The sequence below is a fragment of the Enterococcus sp. JNUCC 77 genome, assembly GCF_054819945.1.
The window spans coordinates 175,990-195,411 of sequence record NZ_JBTHIG010000001.1 but is presented as its reverse complement, the minus strand read 5'-3'; the positions used below and the strand labels follow the sequence as shown (position 1 = coordinate 195,411).

22 protein-coding genes are annotated in these 19,422 nt (G+C 37.1%); 7 read left to right on the top strand and 15 right to left on the bottom strand.

Translation table 11 applies throughout. The annotated features are described in order from the left end of the window. Positions 1–6 precede the first annotated feature (6 nt). The 4 genes from mutS to ACVWNY_RS00950 form a co-directional block, all read right to left on the bottom strand. Positions 7–2,559, bottom strand: coding sequence for a DNA mismatch repair protein MutS (gene mutS / locus ACVWNY_RS00965; RefSeq protein ID WP_454071553.1), 2,553 nt, complete (start codon positions 2,557–2,559; stop codon positions 7–9). Beyond that, complete coding sequence (locus ACVWNY_RS00960; protein WP_454071552.1) at positions 2,559–2,924, bottom strand: YlbF family regulator; 366 nt, start codon at positions 2,922–2,924, stop codon at positions 2,559–2,561. The genes mutS and ACVWNY_RS00960 overlap by 1 nt, the downstream gene beginning before the upstream one ends. A 3-nt stretch (positions 2,925–2,927) precedes the next feature. After that, positions 2,928–3,722 (bottom strand): TIGR00282 family metallophosphoesterase, encoded by a 795-nt coding sequence (locus tag ACVWNY_RS00955; protein WP_454071551.1) that lies wholly within the window; start codon positions 3,720–3,722, stop codon positions 2,928–2,930. A 115-nt stretch (positions 3,723–3,837) separates the two neighbouring features. Beyond that, complete coding sequence (locus ACVWNY_RS00950) at positions 3,838–4,614, bottom strand: HAD family hydrolase (protein ID WP_438718983.1); 777 nt, start codon at positions 4,612–4,614, stop codon at positions 3,838–3,840. Positions 4,615–4,954: 340 nt separating this feature from the next. Between ACVWNY_RS00950 and rpsD the strand changes: the two genes are divergently transcribed. The 4 genes from rpsD to ACVWNY_RS00930 all read left to right on the top strand — a co-directional run bounded on the left by rpsD (position 4,955) and on the right by ACVWNY_RS00930 (position 7,687). Continuing rightward, a complete protein-coding gene (gene rpsD, locus ACVWNY_RS00945) occupies positions 4,955–5,566 on the top strand; it encodes a 30S ribosomal protein S4 (protein WP_218326999.1) in 612 nt (203 codons plus the stop codon). Between the two features lie 163 nt (positions 5,567–5,729). Beyond that, a complete protein-coding gene (locus ACVWNY_RS00940) occupies positions 5,730–6,215 on the top strand; it encodes a nucleoside deaminase (RefSeq protein WP_218327005.1) in 486 nt (161 codons plus the stop codon). 134 nt (positions 6,216–6,349) lie between these two features. Then, entirely contained in the window at positions 6,350–6,892 is a 543-nt protein-coding gene (locus tag ACVWNY_RS00935) for a biotin transporter BioY (RefSeq protein WP_438718984.1), read from the top strand. A gap of 63 nt (positions 6,893–6,955) precedes the next feature. Continuing rightward, positions 6,956–7,687 (top strand): TraX family protein, encoded by a 732-nt coding sequence (locus tag ACVWNY_RS00930; protein WP_454071550.1) that lies wholly within the window; start codon positions 6,956–6,958, stop codon positions 7,685–7,687. A gap of 11 nt (positions 7,688–7,698) precedes the next feature. Here the strand turns inward: ACVWNY_RS00930 and ACVWNY_RS00925 are convergent, their stop codons facing one another. The 3 genes from ACVWNY_RS00925 to ACVWNY_RS00915 are packed head-to-tail and all read right to left on the bottom strand — an operon-like array spanning position 7,699 to position 9,032. Beyond that, positions 7,699–8,187 (bottom strand): hypothetical protein, encoded by a 489-nt coding sequence (locus ACVWNY_RS00925; RefSeq protein ID WP_454071549.1) that lies wholly within the window; start codon positions 8,185–8,187, stop codon positions 7,699–7,701. A 6-nt stretch (positions 8,188–8,193) separates the two neighbouring features. Further along, complete coding sequence (locus tag ACVWNY_RS00920) at positions 8,194–8,805, bottom strand: DUF1054 domain-containing protein (RefSeq protein ID WP_438718988.1); 612 nt, start codon at positions 8,803–8,805, stop codon at positions 8,194–8,196. A 17-nt stretch (positions 8,806–8,822) separates the two neighbouring features. Then, a complete protein-coding gene (locus ACVWNY_RS00915; protein WP_218327010.1) occupies positions 8,823–9,032 on the bottom strand; it encodes a hypothetical protein in 210 nt (69 codons plus the stop codon). A 264-nt stretch (positions 9,033–9,296) separates the two neighbouring features. Between ACVWNY_RS00915 and ACVWNY_RS00910 the strand changes: the two genes are divergently transcribed. Together ACVWNY_RS00910 and ACVWNY_RS00905 are read left to right on the top strand one after the other, a co-directional pair. Continuing rightward, a complete protein-coding gene (locus ACVWNY_RS00910; RefSeq protein WP_218327011.1) occupies positions 9,297–10,028 on the top strand; it encodes an MIP/aquaporin family protein in 732 nt (243 codons plus the stop codon). Positions 10,029–10,102: 74 nt separating this feature from the next. Next, complete coding sequence (locus ACVWNY_RS00905) at positions 10,103–10,810, top strand: demethylmenaquinone methyltransferase (RefSeq protein WP_438718990.1); 708 nt, start codon at positions 10,103–10,105, stop codon at positions 10,808–10,810. Positions 10,811–11,013: 203 nt separating this feature from the next. Here the strand turns inward: ACVWNY_RS00905 and ACVWNY_RS00900 are convergent, their stop codons facing one another. Next, positions 11,014–11,607 carry a VTT domain-containing protein gene (locus ACVWNY_RS00900; RefSeq protein ID WP_438718991.1) on the bottom strand — a complete coding sequence of 198 codons (594 nt, stop codon included), beginning with the start codon at positions 11,605–11,607 and terminating at the stop codon, positions 11,014–11,016. A 3-nt stretch (positions 11,608–11,610) separates the two neighbouring features. Next, positions 11,611–12,498, bottom strand: a complete 888-nt coding sequence (locus ACVWNY_RS00895; protein WP_218327014.1) for an alpha/beta hydrolase fold domain-containing protein — start codon at positions 12,496–12,498, stop codon at positions 11,611–11,613. 65 nt (positions 12,499–12,563) lie between these two features. Between ACVWNY_RS00895 and ACVWNY_RS00890 the strand changes: the two genes are divergently transcribed. Further along, complete coding sequence (locus ACVWNY_RS00890) at positions 12,564–13,604, top strand: acyltransferase family protein (protein WP_454071548.1); 1,041 nt, start codon at positions 12,564–12,566, stop codon at positions 13,602–13,604. 30 nt (positions 13,605–13,634) lie between these two features. Here the strand turns inward: ACVWNY_RS00890 and ACVWNY_RS00885 are convergent, their stop codons facing one another. The 6 genes from ACVWNY_RS00885 to ACVWNY_RS00860 form a co-directional block, all read right to left on the bottom strand. After that, positions 13,635–14,834 carry an ABC transporter permease gene (locus ACVWNY_RS00885; RefSeq protein WP_218327016.1) on the bottom strand — a complete coding sequence of 400 codons (1,200 nt, stop codon included), beginning with the start codon at positions 14,832–14,834 and terminating at the stop codon, positions 13,635–13,637. Next, positions 14,831–15,517 carry an ABC transporter ATP-binding protein gene (locus ACVWNY_RS00880; protein ID WP_454071547.1) on the bottom strand — a complete coding sequence of 229 codons (687 nt, stop codon included), beginning with the start codon at positions 15,515–15,517 and terminating at the stop codon, positions 14,831–14,833. The genes ACVWNY_RS00885 and ACVWNY_RS00880 overlap by 4 nt, the downstream gene beginning before the upstream one ends. A gap of 1 nt (position 15,518) precedes the next feature. Continuing rightward, positions 15,519–16,724: an efflux RND transporter periplasmic adaptor subunit gene (locus tag ACVWNY_RS00875; RefSeq protein WP_454071546.1), complete on the bottom strand. Its 1,206-nt coding sequence runs from the start codon at positions 16,722–16,724 to the stop codon at positions 15,519–15,521. Positions 16,725–16,727: 3 nt separating this feature from the next. Beyond that, complete coding sequence (locus tag ACVWNY_RS00870; RefSeq protein ID WP_218327019.1) at positions 16,728–17,210, bottom strand: hypothetical protein; 483 nt, start codon at positions 17,208–17,210, stop codon at positions 16,728–16,730. A gap of 140 nt (positions 17,211–17,350) precedes the next feature. Beyond that, positions 17,351–18,538 (bottom strand): iron-containing alcohol dehydrogenase, encoded by a 1,188-nt coding sequence (locus ACVWNY_RS00865; RefSeq protein WP_454071545.1) that lies wholly within the window; start codon positions 18,536–18,538, stop codon positions 17,351–17,353. Positions 18,539–18,621: 83 nt separating this feature from the next. Continuing rightward, positions 18,622–19,362 (bottom strand): alpha/beta fold hydrolase, encoded by a 741-nt coding sequence (locus tag ACVWNY_RS00860; RefSeq protein WP_454071544.1) that lies wholly within the window; start codon positions 19,360–19,362, stop codon positions 18,622–18,624. Between the last annotated feature and the right edge of the window lie 60 nt (positions 19,363–19,422).

Genomic DNA, 19,422 nt, shown 5'->3' with positions numbered 1-19,422 from the left:
TATTTTTTAAATCCGTTTTTGCAACTCAATTAATAAAGTAAAGGCATCGATAGGGGTCATATTTAATAGATCTGCTTTTTTCAATGCATCCACTACACTAAGTTCAGCCGTCGAAACTTCGCTAAATAAAGATAATTGCTCATTTTCGGGTGTTTCTTCAATTTTTTCTACCGGACTATCAGCTTCTAGCATAGTTAAAATAGTGGTTGCCCGTGACAATAGTTCTGTTGGCATTCCAGCAATTTTTGCTACGTGAATCCCATAACTCTTATCAGCGGGACCATCCATCATTTTATGCAGGAAGACCACCTCGCCATTTTGTTCTACTGCACCTACATGAATATTTTTTAAATGAGGCAAGGCTTCTTCTAAAACAGTTAATTCATGATAATGGGTTGAAAATAAAGTTTTTGCCTGTACATTTTTATGGATGTACTCGATGATTGCTTGCGCCAATGCCATCCCATCATAAGTAGCTGTTCCACGACCTAATTCATCAAATAAAATCAAGCTGTTGGGTGTCGCATGGCGTAATGCTTGATTGGCTTCCATCATTTCCACCATAAAGGTTGATTGACCGGCAATTAAATCATCACTGGCACCGATCCGAGTAAATATTTGATCAAAAATCGGCAGTTCAGCTTTTTCCGCTGGAACAAAACAACCCATTTGGGCCATAATAACCGTCAACGCCAATTGTCGCATATACGTACTTTTCCCAGACATATTTGGACCAGTGATTAATAAAATCATTTCGTCTTTATTCATTTTAACGCTGTTAGGAATATACTCTTGATGTCCTAAGACTTTCTCAACGACGGGATGACGACCTTCAATAATTTGCAACTCGTGACTGGCAGCTTTCATTTCTGGTTGAACATATTGATAACGTTCACTGACAGTCGCAAAGCTTTGTAATACATCGGTGGCACTGATACTTTTTGCTAATTTTTGTAATTGGGTAATTTCTTTTTTTACTTCTTCTCGGACACCTAAAAATAGATTGTATTCTAAAGTCACCGATTTTTCTTCGGCTTCTAAAATCAAAGTTTCCAGACGTTTTAGTTCTGGTGTGATAAACCGTTCTGCATTGGCCAGGGTTTGTTTACGCTCATAGCGACCTTCTGCTAAATTAGCAAGATTAGATTTTGTAATCTCAATATAGTAACCAAAAATACGATTATAACCAACTTTTAGATTCTTAATGCCAGTTTCTGCCCGCTCTTTGGCTTCTAATTCTGCCAGCCAAGTTTTGCCATTTTTCATCGCTTCACGATATTCATCTAGCTGCTGATTAAAACCATCTTTAATCACATTTCCTTCTGTGATTTGCAGTGGTGCATCTTCATTAATGGCATGATTGATTAAATCCACTAGTTCTTCCATCGGATTCATATCAACCAATAAGTCATTCCATTCTCCTTGGTTAATCCCTGTTAATAATCCACGAATTTGCGGAACTTGGGCTAAAGAAGTTTTTAGCTGTAATAAATCGCGGCCATTAACACTACCAAAAGCTACTCGACCTGCAAGTCGTTCTAAATCATAAACTTTAGTCAAGGCTTCTAATAAATCCATCCGTTCAAAATATGCATTCAATAAAGAAGCCACCATTTTTTGGCGAGCATCAATCTGACGTTTTTGAATCAAAGGACGGTCAATCCATTGTTTTAATAATCGTCCTCCCATAGCCGTTTTGGTTTCATCCAATAACCATAAAAGAGTGCCTTGTTTTTTTCCAGTTCGAATTGAACGTGTTAACTCCAAATTGGTTTTAGAAAAATAATCCAATTTCAAGAAATGTTCTGGCTGATATTCCTCAGCTTTTTGCAAGTGACCTAGGCTACGTTTTTGCGTCACGGCTAAATAAGTCAGTAAGATACCCGTAGCTTCTTTTTCCCATTCATCTTGAATATCTGCAGTTAGAAAATTAAACTCGGCATTATCTTCGACCGTTTCCTGAATAGAAAAAACTAGTCCCAATCGTTCTGCCAAATTTTTCTTCAAGGTTTCATCAATTTCAGTGCCTAAGACAATTTCTTTTGTTTGTAGAGCTGTAGCTTCATTCATGACTGTCTCGTTATCGGCTAGTAGGGCAGTTTTTAATTCACCTGTCGATAAGTCTACATAAGCAAAACCAAATTTATCTTTTTTCTGAATTAAAGCCGTTAGAAAATTATTGGTCTTTGCTTCAATTCCTTTACCTTCCATTAAGGTTCCAGGAGTTATTAATTGGACAACTTCCCGTTTCACCATGCCCTTGGCTTCTTTGGGATCTTCCATTTGTTCGCAAATAGCGACTTTATATCCTTGCTCGACTAGAGTATCTATGTATCCTGCCGCTGAATGGTGGGGAACACCGCACATTGGAATTGGATCATCAGCGTTACGATTACGACTAGTTAAAGTTAATTCCAATAATTGTGACACATCTATCGCATCTTGATAAAAAAGCTCGTAAAAATCACCCAGCCGATAAAATAAAAAGGCATCAGGATATTGGGCTTTGATGGCTAGATATTGTTCCATCATCGGCGTATTTTTAGTTTTTTGAGGCATTAATGCTCCTCCTCCATTGCGTCATTGACTTCTTTTTGGATCATTGTAGTTAAATGTTGTAATAAATCATTGGCTTCATATAAAGCATCCCGATAAGCAACTACTTGTGGATGCGTATCAATCTGTTTTTTCAAATCATCTGCTCGTCTAATTGCTGCTTGTTCGGCTTCTGGTTTGCCATAATGAGCAAACTGAACCGCTTCTTTTTGAGCTGCTTCCATCGCGTCTTCTAGTGCTCGTAAATTTTTATTTTGATCGACTCGCTGTTTTATTTGCTGGTAGTTTTGAATGATTTCATTTTCTTGTAAAAGGTTGGTCAACTGTTCTAAAACTTCATTTACTGCTTGCTCATCTGCTAAACTCATCGCTTACTCCCTAAACGAATGGTCTTCATTAATTAAAATATTTTCAATTTTTTTAGCACGACCATCTTTATCTAAATCAATTACACAGCCGGACAAAACAAATCGGCCTTCTTCTACTACTTCAAAACGTTTTGGCAAAGCTGTCATAAATTTCTCAATCACCGGCCCACGCTTCATTCCTAAAATACCATCATAGGGTCCAGTCATACCCACATCCGTTAAATAAGCCGTTCCTTTTGGTAAAATTCTGGCATCATTGGTTTGGACATGAGTATGGGTACCAACAACGGCAGAAACTTGCCCATCTAAATACCAACCCATCGCTTGTTTCTCACTAGTCGTTTCTCCATGAAAATCAATAAAAATGTATTCTGTCCGCTTGCGAGCTTCAGCCACCAATTCATCGGCTTTTCTAAAAGGATCATCCAAATCGTTCATGAATACCCGACCTTGCAAATTAATTACCGCTAGTTCTAATTCATTTATTTTAATAAACACAATTCCTTGACCTGGCGTTCCTGCTGGAAAGTTTGCTGGTCGAATCATTTTTTTTGCATCACCAATAAATTCAAAAATATCGCGATTATCCCAAGTATGATTGCCTAAAGTCACCACGTCGACACCATCTTGTAAAAACTTTTTATAAATTTTTTCAGTAATCCCCCGACCGCTAGCTGCATTTTCGCCATTGACAATTGTTAATTGCGGATGGTATTTCTTTTTTAACCGTGGTAAATATTCTGTTATGGTGTTACGACCTAAAGAGCCTACAACATCGCCAATAAATAATAAACGCACATCTTTTCCTCTTCTCTAGTTAACTTCTTGCCCCATTATAAAGGTTTTTCTTTTTAAATAAAAGGCAATCAAAAAAAGCAACCGAGTGATTAACAAACGGCTGCTCTTACTTTACTTAAACTAATTCTAACTCTACTAATGCGTTCCAAATACCATCATGGTCATTTGTGTCGGTCACAATATCCGCGGCCGCTTGTACGTTTGCACTAGCGTTACCCATCGCCACACCGAAACCAGCTGTCCGTAGCATTTCAATGTCATTGTTACCATCACCAAAGGCAATCACATTTTTTTGTTCAATGCCAACTTTTTTTGCTAAAGCTAAAATGGTTTCTGCTTTAGAACCTCCGCGAGGAACAATATCCACACTATTTTTATGCCAACGAACGAATCTAAATTCTGGAAATGCTTCTTTAAACTCGGCATCGCTTGATTCATCAAAGTATAAACAACCTTGATAAACATTATGTTCAGTTAAAAAATCTGGATCTAATGGTGGTAGCGGTCCACCAAAAGATTTCATCGCATCTGATAGTAAAGGGAAGTTGTAATCTGTCACACGTCCCACTGAATCTAAACCAAATAAAACCGTATCAATTTGTTTTGAACTAGCGTAATCAATCAAACGTGTCAAAGCTTCACGATCTAATAGATGTTGATAGACTTGTTCATGTTCTAAGAAGGCCGCCGAACCATTGCAAACAACATAATTGCCACAAGCCAGTTGATGAATCACTTCGTTAGCTAATAAACGAGAACGTCCTGTTGCGATTGTTACTAAATGTCCCGCTTTTCTTAATTCACGAATTCCTTTTAATGTACTATTCAACGGTTCCTTTTGACTATTTAACAACGTACCATCAATATCCAATGCGATTAATTTTCGTTCCATCATTATTCCCCATTATATGTATTTACCTAGATAGGCAATTTCCATTGTATGAAATTTTAAAGCAGATTGCAAAATATATTGCATAACAATCTTTATTATCCCCCGATAAATCCGTTTCTTTTAAAGAATATCCTTGACTCTCCACTAGAAAATCGCTTATACTGGAACTTGTGTAAAATAATGCAGCAGAAAAGTAATAGCCCGTCCCCAGTTTCTTGCCGTACTCGGTTCAATTGCGTAACCGCGGCTGCAAAGGTGAAGATTGAAGAAGGAACTGCACGGATATGAATTTTTCAACGGATTATTTTACTCCAAATAAACTTATTGGAGGAATTTTTCAATGTCTCGTTATACAGGACCATCTTGGAAACAATCTCGTCGCCTAGGCATTTCATTATCTGGCACAGGTAAAGAATTATCACGTCGCCCATATGCACCAGGTCAACATGGACCAAACAGCCGTGGTAAAAAATCAGAATACGGCTTGCAAATGGCTGAAAAACAAAAATTACGTTTCACTTACGGTTTAAATGAACGTCAATTCCGTAACATGTTTATGCGCGCTAGCAAAATCAAAGAAGGTAAACACGGTGTTAACTTCATGATCTTACTAGAACGTCGTTTAGATAATGTTGTTTACCGTCTAGGTTTAGCAACTACTCGTCGTCAAGCTCGTCAATTAGTAAACCACGGTCACGTGACTGTTGATGGCAAACGCGTAGATATCCCTTCATATGAAGTGGAAGTTGGCCAAGTTATTGGTATCCGCGAAAAATCTAAAAACAATTCTTCTATTAAAGAAGCAGTTGAATCAGCTTTAGGTCGTCCAGCTTTCGTAAGCTTTGACGATGAAAAATTAGAAGGTTCATTATCTCGTTTACCAGAACGTGAAGAACTAAACCCAGAAATCGACGAAGCCCTAGTCGTAGAATACTACAACAAATTACTTTAAGATTTCATGCAAAACATCCCAAATCCTCTCGAGGATTCGGGATGTTTTTTTGTTTTAAAAATATCTGAAATATTGCTGTTTATTATATCGGATATTATAATAAAAGAATTCAAACGGAGAAAGTTTATAGTTCCAAATATCTATACTAGAACGGAGGCTTATCTTGGAAGAACGAGTGAAACATCTTCAGTTTTTAAAAAGAGCAATTGAATTGTCAAAAAAAGCACGAGCACATGGAAATACGCCTTTTGGTGCACTGTTGGTGGACGACCAAGGAAATATTCTATTAGAACAAGAAAATATTGAAATTACGGAACATATTTGTACTGGACATGCGGAAACGAGTTTAATGCAACGCGCTTCCCAACAATATGACAAAGATTTTTTATGGAATTGTACAATGTATACGACTGCCGAGCCTTGTGCAATGTGTGCTGGTGCCACTTATTGGACTAACGTAGGTACAGTTGTTTTTGGGATGACTGAAAGAAAGTTACTGGAATTAACTGGCAGTAATGAACAAAATCCTACCTTTGATTTGCCTTGTCGCGATGTTTTTGCAAAAGGACAAAAAGAAATTACCGTCATTGGACCCTTTCCCGAAATCGAGAGAGAAGCTGCGGCTGTCCATGAAGGCTATTGGCAATAAAATAATTGATCCTCTCTCGCTATTTTTTTAGCGAGAGCTTTTTTTGGTTATGAAAAATTAAAAAAAATTTTCTTTACATATCGTTAACCTTATTTTATAATTTGGTTAACGTTTTTCAGAAAGAAGGTTATCATTTGAAATTATCCACTCGGGAACTTGTATTAGCAGGATTATTTGCTGCAATAATTAGTATTTTGTCACAATTTACCATTCCTTTAGGCACCATTCCCTTAACTTTACAAACTTTTGCAGTCGGTTTTGCCGTAACTTTGTTAGGGAAAAAAACTGGTACCATTGCTGTACTTATTTATTTATTACTAGGATTGATTGGCTTACCTGTATTTGCTGGAGGTAATGCTGGATTTGCAGTCTTATTTGGACCGACTGGTGGCTTTTTAATTGGTTTTATTTTTAGTGCCTTTGCTACTGGCTGGATTCTTGAAAAAACGCATTTAAATTTTTTCAACGCTATTTTGGCAAACTTGGTGGGTACTTTTATAACGCTACTATTTGGCGCTGCCTGGTTAAAAGTTAGCGGCAGTATGACTTGGACCGGAGCTTTCGCCGCTGGCTTAATTCCTTTTATTCTCCCTAGTATCATTAAAGCTTTTGCGGCTGGTTATTTGGCTGTAATAATTGGACGTAGACTAAGTTACACTCGGATGCTTTATCAATAAAATTTTGCTCCTGCTTTTGTAGCGGGAGCTTTTTTCCTGTAAAATACTCTACAGGAGGTTGTCATGTCTAAAAAAATTAATGGGTTTCACTTAAAAATTATTGCAATCATCGCCATGACCTTAAACCATATCGGGACTGGTTTTCATTTGGGTCAGTATTCTCAAGCCGACTACTTTTTCACTGAAACAATTGGTAAGCTGACTTTTCCCATCATGGCGTATCTACTGGTGGAAGGATTCCACTATACCCGTAATCGAAAAAAATATGCTTTACGGCTAGCGGCTTTTTGGCTAATTTCGATTGTTCCTTTCCAGCTGCTTTTTCATCCAACTCAGCCTTTTTTAGTTACCAGCTTAGTGAATAATATCTTCTTTAGTTTGTTGATGGGCTTGTTGCTGATGATGGTCACAGAAAAAATCGAGAGCTCTGCTATTCGCGGTTTGTTAGTTTTCCTTTTTGCTTTTGCGACAATGGTATCTGATTGGTCAATTATTGGCGTTCTGATGATTTACGGTTTCTATCGGATCAAGGATCCTAAAAAGAAAATCATTATCCCTGTCCTTTATACGACTGCTGGTTTAGTTTTTCTATACTTCAGTGCCTATTTAGTTGAGCCGGCAACAGTACCGTTGTATATTGTCCTCTCGGGATTAGGTATTTTATTAGTTATTCCGTTGCTACTTTCTTATAATGGTAAGCGAGGATACTCGCCAGCTTGGGTAAAATGGGGGTTTTATCTTTTTTATCCAGCCCACCTATTACTATTAGTCTTGATCCGTTTTTGGCTAAGTTAAAAGGAGCGAATTTATTTCGCTCCTTTTTGATATTTCTGTAATTGTTGCGATTGACGTCTTTTACTAGATCGATAGATTACTTGTAAAATACCAAAAACAATCAATACTAAAATAAGTAAGATAAACAGCTGCCAAGGTAACTCAACTTTGAACTGTTCCAACAAATCATTGGTAGCGGCAATACCATTCAATAGTCCCGCTATCGCTACAAAAAACCAAGCAGTTGCCTTGTTCATAAATGGCTGCATCACAAAAAAGTTTTTTTCACTATCAATACTATCTCTCAATATCCGCTTTATTCGTTGCCGTTCCAAAAAAATTTTATATGGTGGCAGCAACCAATACCAAAGAGAAATATCTGGGTACTTCTTCCCTTTTTTCATGAAACGCCTGAGGGCTTTTTTTTGTTCCGTAATTTCTAAAACGCCTTGGTACATCGGGAAAATGAACAACAACCAATCTCCTAAAAAGGCCAATAATGCCATCACTTGATCTTTCATGCTTTTCTACTCACTTTCAGTGCTGACTAATTGATAAATAGGCAATAATGCTTGATAAGTTTCTAGCATATATTTTTGTGCTTCCTCCGGTTGCTGCCATAACTCGCTTTCTTTCGGAATTATTCGTCCAATTTGAAACTCACCTTTTTTAACATCACGAAAACGAATCAATGTCTTTTCGATATTTTCAATTGTTGCCGGTAATACTTCTGGCTGAGTATGGTCTTTTGAAACGACAAAATCAGCTGGTAATTTCGTAAACAACTCTAAATGATCCAGCATTTTTTGGGCGATTACTTTTTCGTTTTTTGGCTGATCAATCAAAGATAACCACATAAATACATACTCCGGCCAAATACCTAATTGAAAATGAGGCTCCATTTTATAACCGCGTTTTTTTCGACTAATGGCTGACCATGTATTTTCTGGAGGATAAACACTACGACGACGGTGCTGAGCGATATGAATATACAGCTCCTCGTTAATTACAGGTTCCAAATTAACTTTAAAATATTCATTTAGTGTTTGAAAAACTGGCTGGATTTGACTGCGAATAACGGTCATTCGTTCATCTAATCCGTCCACTTCGAAAACTTTAAAACTTTCTTGATTAAACATTTATAGACTCCTCCAACTTATTTCTGATTTCGACGATACAAATAGTATAAACTCCCAAACAAAAAACTCAATGCTAACCAAATACCTAACAAACTGACTAAAAATAAGCCCTTATTACCAATTAAACTGGCAGAAAAGTTAGGTTGAAACAGCAATCTGCGACCTATGACCAATAATAAAATAATCAACAAAAGGACGGCTGCTTTTTTAAGTGAATTGAAATACATGAATGTCTCCTTTTTCTTCCATTATAGGCTAGAGTTTTTTTATCGGCAAAAGTTTTCATTGTTTTATTTATGAACATTTTTTCACAAAATTATTTATTCTTTTACGAAAACGTTTTTTTATCCGATTAACTCTTTGTTTTACTCTTCACCTATCATTTTTTAATTGTTTTTTTATATATTTTTATTTGCCATTGGCGTCAATAAAGCTTATAGTATAAAATGGAATTTTCATAATATTTTCATGATTTATTTTAGGAGGAAAAAATGGATTATTCACTGACAACGCGCTTAGCAGCCGAATTTATCGGAACAGCGCTTTTAGTAATGTTAGGTAATGGCGCAGTAGCAAATGTTGACTTAAAAGGAACTAAAGGACACGGTAGTGATTGGATGCTGATTGCTGTCGGTTATGGTGTCGGGGTAATGTTACCAGCAATGATGTTTGGTGCGATTAGCGGCAATCATATTAACCCTGCGTTTACTTTAGGTTTAGCAATGAATGGATTGTTCCCTTGGGCAGAAGTTTTACCTTATATTGGTGCGCAACTTTTAGGAGCTTTCATCGGACAATTAATTGTGGTTATTACTTACAAACCTTATTTTGATCAAACGACGAATCCTCGTCATATTTTAGGAACATTTTCAACAATTGACAATACCGACTCAAAATTATTTGGCTTCATCAATGAATTTGTCGGTTCATTTATATTATTTTTGGGCGCGTTAGGAATAACAAAAGCTCCTTTCTTCCAAGACAATCTGGGAACAGCTCATTTGGCTTTAGGTTTCTTAGTTTGGACTTTAGTTGCCTCTTTTGGCGGGCCAACTGGACCAGGTCTAAATCCTGCCCGCGATTTTGCACCACGGGTTTTACATGCTATCTTACCATTGAAGCACAAAGGTAGCTCGAATTGGGACTACGCTTGGGTACCAGTCGTTGCACCAATTGCTGCATCTATTTTAGGTATTTTCATTTATAAAAGTTTATTCATGTAGTCTTAGGATTTTCCTAAGGCTTTTTTTTTTGCTGTCATTATGATAATTTTAATAAAGAAAAAGGAGTGACGCAGATGGCTTTAACCAATCAAACTTCAAAAAAAGAAGTCAATCAAATTTTTGATGGGATCGCTAACAATTACGATAAAATGAATAACCTGATAAGTCTTGGCATGCACGACCGTTGGCGAAAAAAAGCCAATAGTAAACTTGATTTAGTTGAAGGGGCACAAGTTTTAGATGTATGTTGCGGGACCGGTGATTGGAGCTTGTCTTTAGCCGAAATGGTAGGAGCTACTGGTAAAGTGACTGGTTTAGATTTCAGTCGTGAAATGTTAAAAATTGCACAGCAAAAAATAAAAGTCAAACAATGCAAAAATGTCACATTAATAAAAGGCGATGCCCAACAACTGCCTTTTCCTGATGATAGCTTTGATGCTTGTGTGATTGGCTTTGGATTACGAAATGTTCCTGATGCTGGATTGACTTTGGCAGAAATGCGAAGAGTCGTCAAACCAGGCGGAAAAGTCATTGTCTTAGAAACCTCGCAACCGCAAAAAATTGTCATTCGTTTCGGGTGGAAATTATATTTGGAAAAAATCATTCCTTTAATGGGCAGCTTGATTCATCAAATGTCGGCTTATGATTATTTACAAAGCAGTACACAAAAGTTTTTGACTCCCGTTGCCTTAGATAAATTATTCCTGCAACAAGGCTATCAAAAAGTACAGCATCAAAGTCTAGCTTTAGGTGCTGCTATGATTCACACAGGAGAAAAATAAAAAAGCCCCAACACCTAAATGTTGGGGCTAAACCAGTATCTAAAAAGATAGAAAAAGATTTCTCCACAAAAACTTTTTCCGACACCCTGCAAATCCGGCAGGTGAAATAAATTTCGTGTGCCTCTGGGTAAACGAATCAAAAATGATTCATTCGGCTCATCGCATGAAGCTAATATTAACAGATTGCCCAACAATTGCAAGCTTTAAAAAGCTTTATGTATGATATAAACAACTAAATAGCCATAACTAGCTACCGACCAAATTTTAAAGGTCAAAACAATCTGCAAATAATTTTTCAGTGGTAAATCTGTCATCCCGGCAACCAGACACATAATATCATCTGGTAAAAACGGAAAAATAAAACAAACAATCAGTGTTCGTTTAATTTTTTTTTCGTGTTTTAAAAGTCCCGTTTCAAAAGTTTGATAATTTTTTGGCGATAAAACAAAGCGAGCAAATCTTCGCCCAAATCGACGGATAAGTAAGAATAACAGCACCTCACCCACCACTAGTCCAATGTAGCTATAAATAATTCCCGGTAGATTGCCAAACATCCACATCCCTACGACGGTCGCAATCCCCCCAGGTAAAAATGGAACAATCGGCTGAATCACTTGGATAATAATAAAGACTACTACCGCAAAATTGCCAAACTGTTTAATAAAATTTTGTAAATCTTTCGCAGTAGTAATACCGCTGTTACGAACATATAACAAAATTACCACGAAAGCGATCAAGCCAATCACTGGCAATATTTGAATCAGCTTCTGAGACCATTTCGTACTCCTTGAATCCATCCATTATTTCTCCTGTTTCTCACTAAAAAATTCACCGATTTGATCGATGTAAGTCAATGATTCTTTTAGGGGATAAACCACAAAATCATGCATCATATCGGGAACCACCGTCAATGTCATCTCTGTATTTTCACTCCGTTTAATTCGCTCTTGCAAACGTAAAACATCAGGATATAAAATTTCATCCGTTCCAGCAATTACAAACAACCGACCCAAATCGTCAAAATTGCCATAAATTGGTGAAACCCGCGGATCAGTCACTGCCCAAGTTCCAGCATAGTTTTCCCCAGCTTCAGTTAACAAGTCTTTTTCTAACAAAACATCTTTTTCTTGCAATTCATTAGATCGCGGATCACTAACTGTTGCATCTAACCACGGAGAAACCAAAGCAATTTTTTCCGGACGCTGTTCCAAATCGATGTCCCGTAATAATTGTGCCAGACTCATTGCTAAACCGCCACCAGCCGAATCACCAAACAAATAGAACTTGTCATCTGGATAGAGAAAATTTAAATGACGAAAAGCTTTTTCTGTCAACGGTAAAGTTTTTTCAGCAGTATTTTCTGGTGCTAAAGGATAGTCAAAATAGCTGACCTTTAAATTATATCTTTTTACAAAACGTTCTTGTAAATTTTTATGAAAAGGTGAAGCTTCTAAAGCATAACCGCCACCATGCAAATAAAAGACGTGGCGCTTCGTCGGATGGGCCGGTAATAACGTAATCAACTGATGACCATCAAGACTTTGAACCTTTTGCGGAATATCGATCCGCTTTAATTGTTTGGCGATAATATTGCGGCGCTTAGGTGGATCAATCATAGAGATTCCTACAATTTTTTTCATATTTAAGACTTTAAATAAGCCTTTAACAAATTTAGCGGAATAACGCATTGCATACCTCCTGACAATCAACTAGAGTATTTTTTAGCCGCTCGTGCTAAAATAGTAAAAGAAAAATGTTTCTTCATTTTACCATACTATTAAAGGGGAAAGGAGAATCTGCTATCGAAAAAAATGGACGGGATTTGTCGTTTGATAATATTCGTGGTGTCTTAATTTCGTTGGTTGTTTTAGGACACGCGTTAGAATATTTTCGCTTAGATAGCCCGATTGGTGAATTTTTTTACGTCTTTATTTACCTATTTCACATGCCAGCTTTCATTTTTATTTCTGGCTACTTTTCAAAAAATTTAGCTAAGGGGCGAAAAACTGCGGTTGAAGCTTTTTTAATCCCTTATTTATTATTGAATTTAGTTTTAAGCATTATTTTATTACTGATGGGTAAAATTCAAGCCATCATGATACTAAGCCCTGGATGGACCCTCTGGTATTTGTATTGCATGTTCATCTGGCGATTGCTATTGCCAGATTTAGTGAAGGTGCGGCGCATTTTATTGTTAAGCTTTATCGTTGGTATTTTTTCTGGGTTCCTCACCGAGTTTGGAACGTATATGGCCATGGCAAGAACATTGAGCTTTCTGCCTTACTTTTTAGCCGGTTATTATACTACTCCAGAAAAAATCGCCCGTATTCGCAATATTAAATGGAATAAGCCCATCAGTGTCGGCGTGATTATCGCTGGTATTGTAATTGCTTATTTCTGGGTGCAAAGTCATCTACCACCAGAAATTTTATGGGGCGATCGCGCTTATAATCTTTTTACCTTACCGCTGTATCAAAATTTAATTGCCGATATTTTATTGTATATTGTTGGTTTTGCCTTTATCTTTGCCTTTTTAAGCTTGGCTAATAACAAACCCCACTTTTTTTCTTCTTGGGGACAAAAAACTTTAGCGATTTATCTGCTGCATATTTATCTCGTCGCACCCTTAGTCCAATTTACTCAGGGTGTCCGTAATCCTTGGATCCATCTCGGTTTGATCGTAGCTGGTTCTGCCGGTATTTTATACATTTTATCGCGACCAAAAGTAACCGTTACCTTAAACAAAACGATTGCCCGTATTTTACATTTTATTATGCCCGAAAAAAAAGAGTAGCTGATGAATTTTTTCATCAGCTACTACTTTTTATCTTAAAATATCAATCAAATCTTTCTTAGCTGCTTCTGATGCTGGCATAACTGAGAAGATTAACCCAATTCCACCAGAGACACCAACTGCTAACGCAACCGTAAAGAAGTCTACTGAAACAGAAATATCCATCGCACTACCAATTGCATAAGCGACAATCATACCTAATAGATAGCCAATAAAACCACCCACTAAAGTCAAGGTCACTCCTTCTAGTAAGAATTGCGTGCGAATCGCACCTCGTGTAGCGCCTAAAGCACGGCGAATTCCGATTTCCTTGGTTCGTTCAGAAACTGAAATGTACATCATGTTCATAACACCGACACCAGCAATAAATAATGAAATACCTGCTACGGCACTAATGAATAAAGTAATCGTATTTAAAACACTACTGATGCCATCCGTCATCATCGCCATATCAGAAACACTGTAGGTTCCTTGATCTCGCAGGGCGCCATTTTTTTCTAAAAGTTTTACAGCTTTATCAGTTACTTGAGAAGGTTTGGCTGCTGAATCCAAAGTTAAAACAACCGCGCTAGTTTCTTGAACGTTTTGGAAGAATTTTTCGTAGGTTTTTTTAGGCATCTCAATGCTGGCTTCCTCTGCCGAAAACATCGTCATCCCCGCACCTGTCGGATACACACCAACAATCGTATAAACCTCCCCGTTAATTTCCAGTCCACGACCAACGGCAGAATTTGCATGGCTAAATAAATCCTTGGCCGTATCGGCATCAATTGTAATTACTTTGTTGCCCACTTGATTATCATAACTAGTTAATTTACGACCACTTTGGACACTTTTCCCATTACTGGTAATGGCACCGATTCGTTTATTACGAGTTTTTCCACGAACATTAATATCTTGATAGATATATTCCAAATCTGTTTTAGGATAGCTAACTTTTTCCACACCATCAATTGTTTCCAACAAAGAAAAATCTGAACTTTGAATCAAATCCATATTGGAATAATACAAGGCTGGATCATCAGGTGCAAATTGTAAATTAATTTCAATTTCTTCAGACTCGTTAGGTGTCAAACTTTCAATGGTATCTTTTTCAAAACCACGACCGATTGACAAAATTGCTATTACCGCCGCAATCCCAATCACAATCCCGAACATTGTTAAAGCACTTCTTTTTTTATTTTTAAAGATCGATCCTAGAGATGACCGCCAGTTTACATAAAGTTTCACTCATGAATCACCGCCCGATCTTCAATAATTGCCCCGTCACGAATACTAATCAGACGGTCACAGTAAGGAACAACCTCCGGATCGTGGGTCACTAGAAAAATTGTCGCACTTTCTTTGCGATTCAACTCACGGAAAAGTTCCATAATCTCAGTTGAGGTATGCGTATCTAATGCACCGGTTGGCTCATCAGCAATAATAAAACTAGGCTGATTTATCAAAGCCCGCGCAATTGCAACCCGCTGTTGTTGCCCCCCAGAAAGTTGTTTGGGATGTTTATCTGCTTTATCAGCAATCCCAACTTTAGCTAAAGCATCCATAACTTTTTCTTTAGTCTCATGAAACCCGTAACCATTATACAAAAGTGGCAATTCAACATTCTCATAAACGGTATTATTTTCAATTAAACTAAAATTCTGAAAGACAAAACCGACAATTTGATTCCGAACTTTTGATAGCCGATCATCAGAAGAAGTCACTAAGTTTTCTCCTTCAAACAAGTATTCGCCGTCAAATTTTGTATCAATAAAGCCTAAAGTATTAATCAAAGTCGATTTACCCGAACCTGATGGGCCCATGACAGCAATCATTTCACCAGCTTCAACCGACATATTAATATCTTTTAAAACATGTAGTTCCTCTTCATCATTGCGGTAATACTTGTTAACGTGTTTTAATTCAATCATTTTAGTTCACCGCCAATGTTTGACCATCAGAAATCTCACTATCGGGATTTGACACAATACGGTCATTTTCTTTCAAACCGCTGACTACGATTAAATAGCCGTCTCTATCTTCTGTTTCGACTTTTGTTCGTTTCGCTTTGCCATCTTTAACTAAATAAACGTATTGTTCGTCGTCAGCATTTACTACAGCTTTTCTCGGCAGACGAATCTCATCGACTGGTAAAGAAATTTGTACATTGTAGCCATACTGAAGATTTTCAGCTGGTTTTACGGTAAAGCTATAATTTGAAACACTACTACCAGAACTTGCTTGTGTTGTAGTAGCTGGTGCCTGTTCAGGTAACTGCCCAACTCGAGTGATTGTCCCGGCAATTTCTTGATCGGTTACATTCGGACGAATGATCACACTCTGATCTTGTTGCAAACGTGAATAATCATATTCTGTTGCCGTTCCTTCGATTGAAACTTCATCGCTGATCACTTGAACAACTGGTGTCGTAGCATCATTTTTTCCTTTTTCATTGACGTAGACCTTACCAGCTGAATTACTAGTCACCGTTTGTGTCACTTTTTGTTGTGCTTGAGCGACACTTTGGTTAGCAGAATTAAGATCAACATTAGCTAGATCCAATGCTTGACGAGCTTGTAAAACACCATCTTGTGCTGTTTCCAATGATGCTTGATATTGGTCTCTTTCTTGCTTGTACATTTCTTTTTGAGTAGGGTCACTCGTCACATTATAATTATTAGTAGCTTCGTTTACTTGTTGTTGTACACGGGCTTGTCGCGTTTGAGCTGCAGCTAAACTTTCTTGGGCACTTGTAACTGCTTGGGTCAACTTAGCAATCGTTTCGCTTTGTTGTTCTGCTTGGTTTTGATATTCTTGATTTTCATAAGTTAATAAAACCGTATTTTCTGCAATTTCTTGTCCATCAGTTACATTAATCGTAGTAATTTTTCCTAAACTTTGGTCCATATAATAATCTTGAGTAGTGGTTGCTTCCACCACACCTTTAAAGGTCAGATCATCTGCTTTTTTCAGCTCCACAGTATCATAAGTGTCTTCTGTGGTTTGACTGCGGGTCTGAGAGAAGATTACAGCCCCAATCAACAAGACTAATAAAACCACTCCCCCGATGATACTGTAACGAATTTTTTGTTTTTTCGTTAATGGTTTTTTTAATGATGGTCGTTTAATTTTTTTCATGTTTTACTCCTCTGGTTCAATTTTAAACAATTGGATGATTACAATGACTGCTGGGACTAATAAAATAATTTGAAAAATAAGACTAGGAAGCACTGAAGCAATTGAGGTCTGAGCGCCAGTAATATTCACATTTGGTTGTGTTAAATAAGTGATTACAGTATTGATTATGCTCCAGCCGATCTTTAAATAATATGGCCATTTAGCTGGTGCATTGCCTTCTTTCAATGTTTTGTTTGCTCTCACAAATAAAATGACAATCACAATTGATATTATTACACTAACAATCGTAATCACTTTTGTCATGGGACTTTGGAGGTATTTATACAATATTTCTCCAGCACTACCTAAACTGTAATACATATCACGATTAGGATTTATTACTGTTGGTAAACCTATCAAACTAATAATTGTTACAATTAATTCGATTACCAATAAAACCATATTCCAAGTTTTTACCTTTTTTAAATGTTTTTGCAACTCTTCCATTTATAAACTCCCCTTAAAAAATATTTAATATTTTCCTATTTTACCACAACATTCTCGTTAAAAATAATCAATATTCAGACAACAAAATAAAGATAACAAAAAAACAGACCCCAATTTGAGATCTGTTAAAATTTATTTGCTTATTCGAAGTTTCTTTCTACTAAAGATTGGCGTAAAATTTCTTCCACAGCAGCTTCATCTAATGGTACATAACCATTTTTATCAATACTACTATGAGCTACAGCTTGTTTGGCCATCAAACTAAATTTCTCATCATCAATACCAACTTCTGGTAATGTCATCGGAATTTTACATGCCTTAAAATAATCATATAACTTTTGAATACCCATTCTTGCAGCCATCCGATCAACGCTTTCTTCAACACCGAAAACATTACGGGCAAACTGAGCCAATTTGCCAGCTGTTTGCTCATTTAAGACATATTCCATCCAACGAGGGGTAATAATTGCTAAACCAATCCCATGAGTAATATCGTAAAAGGCACTTAATTCATGTTCAATAGCATGACACGACCAAGACCCTTGTTTTCCACTACCAGTCAGACCATTTAAAGCTAACGAACTTGCCCACATAAGATTTGCTCGCGCATCATAATCATCTGGATATTTCAAAGCGATTGGACAATTTTTTATCACTGCACGCATAATTCCTTCAGCTACAAAATCTTGCACATCGGTTCCTTCAGTTTTATTAAAATAGTTTTCAATTAAATGACTCATAATATCAGCCGAACCCGCTGCGGTTTGATATTGATTTACGGTAAAGGTATTTTGTGGATCTAAGAAAGAAGCTTTCGGCAGCATCGATGGACCGGCTGTTCCTAACTTTTCCTTGGTTTTCCAGTTAGTAATTACAGCATTGGTATTCATTTCCGAACCTGTCGCCGCCAAAGTCAAAATCGTCACTAAAGGAAGTGCTGGACCTGCAAAACCTTTTCTTTCCAACACTAAATTCCAAGCACTGCCTTGATAAAAAGCTGCTGCCGCGATTACTTTAGCAGCATCAATAACAGAACCGCCGCCAATCGCTAAAATCACATCAACCTTTTCTTGACGACAAATTTCTGCTCCTTTTTCAACCGTTGTCACCCGTGGGTTAGGTTCAACACCCGCTAATTCAAACACTGTATTGCCGTTTTCTTTTAGTTCGTTAGCCACTTTATCGTACAAACCATTTTTCTTAATACTACCGCCGCCATAAACAATCAGAACTCTTTTCCCAAATTCGTTTAATACTGTTGGCAGTTCGTCTAAGCGATCTTTTCCAAAACGGATATCAGTTGTTACATGAAAATTAAAATTTTCCATGGTTGTTGCCTCCTCTTCAAATTGAAAAACTGGATTCATTGATTTCTTTAAAATTGTATCATACATCCAAAATTTTCAACAAATTAACCAAATAGATTTTGGTGGAAAAAATCTGTAATTTGGTCCATCGTTTGTCCTTTAACCATATGCCGCTCATCGGCACTTTCAAAAATCACATTTTCTTGTGGATTTCCCGATACAAATGTTGCTACATCCTCATAAGGAATTTTTTCATCTTCTCGACCATGCCAAAATAGTAACGGACGACCAGCTAAGCTTTCTGGTTGTTGTGACAAATCATACTCTTCAATCCAAGCCAATAATTTTCGATAATCCTTTGGTAAATAAAAACCCAATTGACTGGCATGTTCTTCAATCCGTGCACGATATGTCAAAGGTGCTGGCGAGCCCATTACGCAAGCTGCGACATTTATCTCCGGATGTTGAGTTAATAACATGCAAGTAGTCATCCCACCCATCGAAACACCACCAACGCCAATCTGTGCTGTAACTAAATCTAATTTTTTAAAATAATCCACTATGTAACCAAACTCAAACAAATTACCTTGAATACTATCAAAAAAGGTCAGCGATGGAATCTTAGAAACTGCTTGTCTGCGTTCACCATGATTAGGAGCATCAGGTAAAAGCACTCGCATTTTTTGTTTAGCAAGTTTTCGTCCTTGAGTCAGAACCAATTCTTTTGCCGTTTGCCAGCCATGATAATAAATCACTAATGGCAGCGGTGTGTGAACATACTCTTCTGGTACTACTTCTAGTAAAGGAATATTTCCCACCATTCGTCTGCGTACAGCAATTTTCATATTATATTTCACCTCTTCGTCTTCTTTTAAATTGTAACTAAGAATATCGATTAGGACAAA